Annotated in this window: 8 protein-coding genes and 1 tRNA gene; 4 read left to right on the forward strand and 5 right to left on the reverse strand. The window is 40.5% G+C overall.

Annotation, left to right across the window (positions count from 1 at the left end; genetic code table 11):
* The 4 genes from AC1DDX_RS18570 to AC1DDX_RS18585 form a co-directional block, all read left to right on the forward strand.
* The coding region (locus AC1DDX_RS18570; protein WP_477622394.1) for an efflux RND transporter permease subunit at positions 1-1,134 on the forward strand (1,134 nt) is incomplete at its 5' end.
* A 14-nt stretch (positions 1,135-1,148) separates the two neighbouring features.
* Entirely contained in the window at positions 1,149-2,570 is a 1,422-nt protein-coding gene (locus AC1DDX_RS18575) for a TolC family protein (RefSeq protein ID WP_337714911.1), read from the forward strand.
* Positions 2,571-2,621: 51 nt separating this feature from the next.
* Positions 2,622-3,167, forward strand: coding sequence for a biliverdin-producing heme oxygenase (locus AC1DDX_RS18580; RefSeq protein ID WP_477622395.1), 546 nt, complete (start codon positions 2,622-2,624; stop codon positions 3,165-3,167).
* A 96-nt stretch (positions 3,168-3,263) separates the two neighbouring features.
* On the forward strand, positions 3,264-3,500 hold the full coding sequence (locus AC1DDX_RS18585) for a hypothetical protein (protein WP_288879975.1): 237 nt from the start codon (positions 3,264-3,266) through the stop codon (positions 3,498-3,500).
* A 628-nt stretch (positions 3,501-4,128) separates the two neighbouring features.
* On the opposite strand, the gene AC1DDX_RS18590 is transcribed toward AC1DDX_RS18585, so the two are convergent.
* From AC1DDX_RS18590 to mltG, 5 genes are all read right to left on the reverse strand, one after another.
* A complete protein-coding gene (locus AC1DDX_RS18590; RefSeq protein ID WP_477622396.1) occupies positions 4,129-5,316 on the reverse strand; it encodes a site-specific integrase in 1,188 nt (395 codons plus the stop codon).
* A 276-nt stretch (positions 5,317-5,592) separates the two neighbouring features.
* Positions 5,593-5,682: transfer RNA gene (locus AC1DDX_RS18595), tRNA-Ser, on the reverse strand.
* A 94-nt stretch (positions 5,683-5,776) separates the two neighbouring features.
* Positions 5,777-6,769, reverse strand: coding sequence for a YihY/virulence factor BrkB family protein (locus AC1DDX_RS18600; RefSeq protein WP_172663356.1), 993 nt, complete (start codon positions 6,767-6,769; stop codon positions 5,777-5,779).
* 9 nt (positions 6,770-6,778) lie between these two features.
* Positions 6,779-7,186: an acyl-CoA thioesterase gene (locus AC1DDX_RS18605; RefSeq protein WP_477622397.1), complete on the reverse strand. Its 408-nt coding sequence runs from the start codon at positions 7,184-7,186 to the stop codon at positions 6,779-6,781.
* Positions 7,186-7,613 (reverse strand): endolytic transglycosylase MltG (gene mltG, locus AC1DDX_RS18610; RefSeq protein ID WP_477622398.1); only part of this gene is annotated, 428 nt, incomplete at its 5' end. The genes AC1DDX_RS18605 and mltG, both read right to left, overlap by 1 nt.

Below are 7,613 nucleotides of genomic sequence, written 5' to 3' on the forward strand. Positions count from 1 at the left end.
ATTTATTTAGTTCTGGAGGATAAGGCAGGCGGTAAGTTGGATAAATTTGGTGGAGTTGCGAACCGCTTTATTACCGAATTAATGAAACGCAAAGAAATCGCTGTTGCGTTCACCACATTTCGTGCAGACTATCCCCAATATGAGATGGTCCTTGACCATGAAAAGATCGAGCAACTCGGGGTTGATGAAAAAGATGTGTTAAGCACGATGCAGTCCTATTTCGGTAGTGCCCAGGTTTCAGACTTTAATCGATTCGGTAAATATTACCGGGTCATGGTACAGGCAGATAAGGAAGAACGTGCAGATCCAGCCTCCATGAATGAAATTTATGTAAAGAATAAAACAGGTGACATGGTACCTGTTAATACAATCGTAAGGTTGAAGAGGGTATACGGACCCGAAGCGATTACCCGTTATAACCTTTTCAATTCAATAGGCGTGAATGCCGTGCCAAAACCTGGTTATAGTACTGGAAATGCAATTCAAGCAGTTCGAGAAGTAGCCGCAAACATGCTGTCCTCAGGTTATTCCTATGAGTTTTCCGGAATGACGAGAGAAGAAATCTCTTCTGGCGGCCAATCGGTGATCATTTTTATCCTCTCATTACTATTCGTGTACTTCTTATTGTGTGCCCAATATAACAGTTATATTCTTCCTTTGGCAGTAGTATTTTCCGTGCCTACTGGTATTATCGGAGTTTTCATCGCAATTGGTATAACGGGCATTGATAATAATATCTACGTCCAGGTAGCTCTTATTATGTTAATCGGACTGTTGTCAAAAAATGCTATTCTAATCGTGGAATTTGCAGCGCAGCGCAGACATGCTGGTTACACACTGGTGGAATCTGCACTGGGGGCTGCTAAACTTCGCATTCGTCCGATTATTATGACATCAATTGCATTTGTGGCAGGTATTACCCCTATGATGAGGGCTACCGGTCCATCCGCCATGGGCAACCACTCCATCAGTATCGGTGCGGCCGGAGGTATGGTAAGTGGGGTCGTCCTGGGACTATTTATTATACCGGTTCTGTTTGTAGTATTCCAAGCCTTGCATGAAAAAGTCACTAGCAAGAAGGTTCATTCGGAACCCAAGCCTGAACAGGTATTCGAAGCTGAAGCAATCAACTAAAAAGCATTTAAGTCATGAAAAATTCAATGAAAAATAATCGGATCATCCTAGTTATCGGGTTGCTTTTTACGGTTGCTAGTTGTAAAATCTCTAAAGATGTACAGGTCCCCAAACCGGAATTGCCGATTGCCTTCAATGAGGAGGCGGCAAAAGACACTGGGGGTATAGGTACTCTGCCATGGAAAAACTTTTTCCCAGACAAAGTATTACAGGTACTGATCGACAGCACCCTGAAAAAAAACTTTGACATGAGTATCGCGCTTAAAAACATAGAAGAAGCGCACCAAGTTGTAAGACAATCAAAGTGGAACAATGTGCCTGTTCTTGACTTCAATGCCACGGCCAACACCATTAATCCGTCGAAATACAGCCTCAACGGTATGACCGCCAGCCAGTTTTTAGGCTCCAATCATATCGAGGATTATTCTGCCGGCGCAACTCTCTCTTGGGAAGCTGATATCTGGGGAAGGATACGCAATACTAATAAATCGGCTCTTGCTGCCTATCTGCAAAGTGATGAAGCAAGAAAAATCTTGCAGACTGATCTTGTTACCAGCGTGTCCAAAGGTTATTTCAACCTGCTCATGCTGGACGAACAGCTGCGGGTCGCAAAGCGTAACATGGCGTTAAATGACAGTACATTGCACATAGTAAGCGTGCAATATAATGCCGGGCAGGTTACCTCCCTGGCTGTTCAGCAGGCGCAAGCGCAGCAACTTACAGCGGCAGAGCTTATTCCGCAACTTGAACAAGAGATTGCATTGCAGGAAAATGCGCTGCATATCCTTGCTGGCCAACTGCCAGGGAGCATCCACCGTCACGCCATCCTCGATGAAATCAAGTTTCCTGACGAGCTTTCAGTGGGTGTTCAGTCAGCTATGGTCCGCCGGAGGCCAGACGTCAGGAGCCGTGAGTTAGACTTAGTCATCGCGAATGCGAAAGTAGGAATCAATAAGGCTCAAATGTATCCTGCACTTCGGATTACTGCCAGTGGCGGTGTTAATGCACTGAAAGCAAGTGATTGGTTCAATATTCCCGGCTCACTCTTCGGCATTGTAGGGGCAAGTGTCCTACAGCCATTGCTTCAGCATAAGGAATTAAGTACACAGTATAAATTAGCCGATATGGAGCGGGAGAAAACAGTTATCCTTTTCCGGCAAACCGTAGTAAAAGCAATTGGTGAGGTATCCGATGCGATGGTAAGGATCGAAAAATTAAAACACCAGCACCTTATTGCGGCTAAACGTGTTGCAACGCTTAAGCAAGCGACTGCAAATGCCAATTCGCTTTTTCAAAATGGTATGGCAAACTACCTGGAGGTAATTACAGCACAGGGAAACGCACTCCAAAGTGAGCTTGATTTGGCTTCTGTCAAGAGGCAGGAATTATCTGCTATAGCTGATCTGTATCGCAGCTTGGGCGGCGGTACAGATTGATCGGGATGGAGTTGGTCGACATTTATTATTCAACTATAAAATTAAAGTATTATGATACACGAAGAATTAAGAAAACATACTACGGTAGCTCATCAGCAATTGGAAAAACTGGTAATATCTCAACTAAAGACTATCCGCAATAAAGAAGACTACGCGAGTCTTCTGAAAATCTTTTATGCTTATTTCAACTGCCTGGAGCAGGCCATAAGGCCTTATATCTCGGATGAAGTGCTACCGGACTATGCTGAGCGCAGACACGCGATCAGCCTTGCGAACGACATCAAAGGCCTGGGAGAAATACTAACGGGGCTACCGGAAGTGACCGTTCCCCCCATTGACAATACAGTTAAAGCGTTCGGCGCGCTGTATGTAATGGAAGGTTCTATAATGGGTGGTACAATTATCATCCAGATGCTGGCTCGGTGTGGGGTGACAGATGGTATTTCGTTCTTTAGGGGATATKGTTCAGAAACCGGCGCTAAATGGGCATCCTTTGTTTCAGTGCTCGACCGATATATTAATGAAGATTCCGAGCAAGAAGCCATAGAGGCGGCAAACCAAACTTTCTCACATTTTACAAATGTTTTCCTGCAATAGGAAAACAGGGACTGACAATTAGGTTAGTCCTAACTTTCATCACCCTTAAATTGATAACATAATGGAAAGGTCTTACTGATCGTTAAAAAAACTAAAATGGTAATTATATACCGTACAAATATTAATAGTAGAAGTCAGTTTCTGGCTGTAACCCGCCTGCTTAGTAATCTGTTTCAGGATCTGTGCATCAATATTGATCTTGAGGACAGCGAAAAGGTATTGCGGCTAGAAGGTAAGGAAATCGTAAGTGACAAGGTTATATATTTGTCATTATTAAAGGTTGAGGGAGAATGGAAGATAATTTCCAAAGTGTTTAACCTTTACTGGCCTTAACTAATAAGATGACCGGATTCCGAAATTTCTGATTTGGTTGACAGCCCTGGGGATTATTCCGTATGTGGCCACCTCTTTCGCGGAACGTGGCCTCATATTACGGCCCAAAATGATCAGTTGATTTCGTTGAAAAATGGTCAGTCGGCTTATTTTAAGCCGTTTTTAGCCTCAAGAAAAGCACTATGGAATGATACCTCATTTCGGTCATAAAAATTAATTAGCCTGCCTTTAATTGCGTTTCATTGCAAAATTCTGAAGCCAATCCATGAAGACTTCTTCAGGTACATAGATTTATCAAAAACTGAGGTCACGATCTCCTCTCAGGTCACAAAAATAGCCTTTGAAACTATCCGTCATCAGTCAAGACGCTAAAAATAAAAGAGCTCTTCTAAAAAATGGATAAGGGTGAATTTTCGGGATTTGAATATATTTGGTCTAAAGGCAAAGATAACTCCCGAAATTAAAGGCAGAAGTTCGGGTGCACAGTTTGGCCCGAAATGAAGTGTCTACTATCTGCGAAATATACACGCAAGCGACTGATTAATATGTTGATATGTTCTTTAAAACAAAGAAATGGATGTCGCATCCACGCACATCCCTTTTCTAACCAAATAAAGACATGTCACTTTTAAATGGAAGGGTATCTCTCTTTTATAAGAGCCATATCAGCGCCAACTTTAATGTCGAGTATCTTGGCATAATGTTGAGTGGTTTGAATATTAGTATGTCCCAGCATTTTTGAGACACTTTCTATAGGAATTCCATTTAACAGGGTGACGGTTGTTGCAAATGTATGCCTGGCAATGTGGAAGGTAATTGGTTTCTTGATGCCACAGAAATCTGCAATCTCTTTAAGATAGCTATTCATTTTCTGATTGCTTGAAACTGGAAATAGCATTCCGGTATTTAAGCAGGTCGGGTTATCGCGATATGAATTTAGAAGGGCAGAGGCTACTGGAAGCAAAGGAATGCGAGATGGAGTATTGGTTTTTTGCCTTTTTATGGAGATCCATTTGTCGCCATCTACGCCAGTTACAACATTGCAGCTTTTTAGATTTTTAACATCTATATAGGCGAGGCCTGTAAAGCAGCAAAATAAAAAGATATCTCTTACCTGTTCCAGTCTCTCCGACGCAAGTTCCTTATTGGCCATGCTCTCTATTTCCTGTTCGGTTAAGTAAACGCGCTCCACCTTTTTAATCTTGTTTTTATACCGTGCAAATGGATCAACCACAAGCCATCCGTTAGAAAGGCAAATGCGAATAATCTTACCGAAGTTTTTCAAGTATTTCACAGCTGAATTGTTAGCGCATTTTCGGACGGATCGCAAATAAAAATCGTATTCAGTTATAAAATCGAAGTTAACTTTTCTGATGTCGATGTCGCTAATCTTATACTTCCATTGTAAGAATTCAACAGTATGTTTTAAAGATGTCCTGTAACGCTCAGCTGTGCCCTTAGAGAACTCTCTTCCTACAAGTGCTTCCATCTTTTGGTTGTGGTCTTTAAAAATGTCAATTAAGGTGCGTTGCTTCGCTACCTTGCCCTGGAACTGATCTCTTAATTTCTCGGCGGTGATGGTGTCATCTTTTTCAGTTAATTGCCGATGTGCTTCGAATACTTTGTTTTGGAGATCGTCCAGGTAAGCATTCAAGGATTTCACCTCATCTTTTTTGCCATTGCAGCGGCCTGAAGTTGTGTTCCATTGTAGAGGATCACAGCATCGGCCAGTGGTTATTTCACAACGTTTTCCATCCACGGTAATCCGAAGATAAATAGGGGCGTTGCCTGATTGATAATTCTTTTGCTTCTTCATTTAGAAGAGTAAGCTGAAATTGGTTTTCATAATGCATTACATTAATGGTTAACAAATTTAGCTTTGCAGGTACTTTTTCACAAGATGTTCGTTGATTAAACATGTTGATTATCAGTCTGATGTGTTCGATTCGGTGAGTCATTTTCATTTTCCAAATTACTCACCGAATCACTCACTTATGAGATGAGAATTGATACATATTTTGGCATGTCCTAAAAAGCAAAAAGCCTGCTAATCATACGATTTGCAGGCTTTTTGTTGGTTTTGACACCTTTTTGGCGGAGAGTGGGGGATTCGAACCCGCGGACCCTTTGACAAGTCAACAGTTTTCAAGACTGCCGCAATCGACCACTCTGCCAACTCTCCGCGACAAAAGTACAAATACGACTTGATTTTGCAAATTCAGATTTAGATAATTCTGGTTAAAAGTGATAACGTGCTAAAAATGAGTGAGAAAAATTTATCTTTTCCCTAGTTTATCCTCTATTGGAGCCGCTTTTTTGAATAAATTGAAGTTAGGTCTGATGATTTTTACACTCCTTTTCGACAGATCTACGCTTGCATTTAGCTCAAATCCTACCAAAAGTATCAGAGAATTTAAATAAAGCCAGATCATAATAACGATAAGTGTACCGATAGAACCATAAACTTTATTGTATGAACTGAAGTTATTAATGTAAAAAGAGAAACCCCATACAGAGATAAAGGCGAGTATAGTAGCCAGCCACGAACCGGCACTGAAAAACTTCCATTTCTTGGCATGAGCCGGTCCGTATCTGTAAAGGATAGAAATCGTTACAAAATATAATATTCCTAACAGTGCCCATCTGGTAAGCTGGATAGCAAATGTTGTAAAACTCGCCTTAATGTTAAGTGTGGTTTCAATACGGTTTAATGCAATTTCACCAATTGCCATTGCTATAATACAAGTAATTACAGAAAAAGCAATCACAAGGGTTAGTAAAACGGCAATTAAGCGTTGTTTTACCCAGCTACGTGTTTCAATGATCAACGATGATTTATTAAAAGCCATCATTAGATTATGCACCCCATTAGTTGCAAAAAATAACGATAAAATAAATCCGAACGACAGCAAACCACTGTTCTGCTTATGTACAATTTCATCAAGCGTAGTGCTAAAAGCTTTATAAGCATCTTCTGGCAAAACCAAAATAATCAGGTTCATCAGTTGATCTTGAAAACCGATTTTCTTGGGTATAAAGGGGATCAGTGTAAATAAGAAGATGATGGCAGGGAAAATGGCCAGCATAAAATTATATGCCAGTGAAGAAGCCTTATTCACTAGAGAGTCTTTGCCAATCTCTTTAAAAAAGAATGTGGCAACAGTATAAATTGGTAGCGGACTAAAACCAGGCAAAACACAAACTTTTGTCCAGCTAATAAACATGGAATAAAGCCTGATTTTTAAAAGTTGCTTATGAACCCACTCCATCTATCAAATTTAATTAAAAAATACCCTTAACTTCTCCATAAAATTTTCTGGAGGAGAGCAAGGTTTGTTTTTTGCCATATCCACAAACACCAGCGTAGTTGTTCCAATGTTAATAAGTTCACCAGCCGGATTAGATAATTCATATTTAAAATGGATCCTCACACCGGGAAGGTCGTGGATCGTAGTTTTAATTGTGATTTCCYGATCATATAAAGCTGGCTTTATATATTTACAGTTAAGCTCTAAAACAGGCATCATTACACCCGCACTTTCCATTCCAACATAATCCATGCCCAAACTTCTTAGCATCTCTACACGCGCAACTTCGTAGTACTCGGCATAATTTCCGTAATAAACATATCCCATTTGGTCCGTTTCGCCGTATCTAACCCTTATTTTGGTAGTATGAGTATACATTATTTAAAAATATTGCGTTGGTTTAAGGCATCTCTATATTTTTTAGCGTTCCTTTCGTGCTCCTGAACTGTTACCGCAAAGTTATGGTAGCCGGAAAAATCTTCCTTGGCACACATGTAAATATAATTGTTATTATCACGGTTTAATACAGCGTCAATAGCATTAATACTAGGCATCATGATGGGCCCTGGAGGTAAACCGGCATATTTATAAGTATTGTATTTTGATTGTATACTTAAAAGCGAATTGGTAACACGTTTAACTGTAAAGTCGTTATTGGCAAAAATAACGGTTGGATCTGCCTGAAGCAATATACCTTTATTTAAGCGGTTTAAATACAGACCTGCAATAATAGGCATTTCTTTGTCGTATAAAGCTTCGGCATCAACGATGGAAGCTAATATAGAAACCTGAATAGGAGTTAGGT

The organism is Pedobacter sp. 10L46_2, from assembly GCF_056395165.1.